This window comes from Ornithinicoccus halotolerans (genome assembly GCF_009602535.1).
Lineage (GTDB): Bacteria > Actinomycetota > Actinomycetes > Actinomycetales > Dermatophilaceae > Ornithinicoccus > Ornithinicoccus halotolerans.
Genome location: NZ_WIQI01000215.1, coordinates 1 through 1027, shown reverse-complemented (window position 1 = coordinate 1027; position 1027 = coordinate 1). Strand labels below are relative to the sequence as shown.

The following is a 1027-nucleotide window of genomic DNA, read 5'->3' as shown; positions in this document are numbered from 1 at the left end:
CTACCTCGACGAGGCCGTCGACATCGAGCCGGCACAGCTGGCCGAGGCGGGCGCGCTCGACCCGATCGTCGCCAGCACCCCGGCCCGGGCCCCGCTGCCGCGGGGGAAGCGCAGCGTGGGCCGCAGCCGTACCCCCGCCCGGCGCACCGGGACCAGCAGCGGCAGCGAGAGCGCCACGACCCCGAGGGTGGTGCCGCCGGCCAGCAGGGCCAACCCACCGGTCGGCACCGAGCCGGGCGCGGTGCCCGGCTCGACGACGGCTCCGTAGCCCAGGTAGGCCGCGATCACCACCAGGCTGGACAGCAGCGGGGCCACCGCAGCGGCCAGGAACCGCCGGTGCGCCTGCAGCACCCCGGCCAGCACGATGCCCACCCCGTACAGGACGACCTGCGGGGCGAAGATGAGCAGCATGGCGGCGCCCAGTGCGGGAGCGGCGGGTGCGCACTGCTCACCCGCCAGCAGGGCACCGGCGATCGGCTGCGCCAGCACGGCGACCAGGACGGCCAGCGGGAGCAGGACCAGCAGTGACCAGCTCAGCAGTGCCGAGGCGGTCCGGTCGGCGGTGTGGTCGTCACCGCGGGCCAGGTGATGGGCCACCAGCGGGACGACCACGGCGGCCAGGGCGCCGCCGGCAGCCACCTCGTAGAGGACGTTGGGCAGCTGGTTGGCCGTGGCGTACACCTGGCCGACGCAGGTGGCGCCCACCGAGTGCGAGAAGGCGACCCACCGGCCGAGCCCGACCACCCGGGAGGCCAGCGTCGCCGCCGCCACGACACCGGCCCCGGCCAGCAGGCTCCCGGCGGCCAGCCGGGCACTCGGCGCGGGACCGGTCACCTGCTCGACGTCCTCACGGCTCACGCCCCGCAGCGGGCCGGCCGAGGCTGTCCAGCTCCCGCAGCAGCGGCGTGCGGTCGATGACGGCGCTGAAGCTGACCCGCTCCGACAGCAGCGTCAGCCCGCCGGTGGCCAGCAGCAGCACCAGCCGGCCGCGCGGGCCGAGGCGGTCGACGGCGGCCAGCCCCACGAG

At 76.9% G+C, this 1027-nt stretch carries 1 protein-coding gene and 1 pseudogene; both read right to left on the bottom strand.

Annotated features, from left to right (window positions below):
- Complete coding sequence (locus GFJ45_RS16135; protein ID WP_228387229.1) at positions 1 to 858, bottom strand: lipid II flippase MurJ; 858 nt, start codon at positions 856 to 858, stop codon at positions 1 to 3.
- Positions 848 to 1027: pseudogene (locus tag GFJ45_RS16595) on the bottom strand (hypothetical protein); the annotation flags it as partial. The gene GFJ45_RS16135 and the pseudogene GFJ45_RS16595, both read right to left, overlap by 11 nt.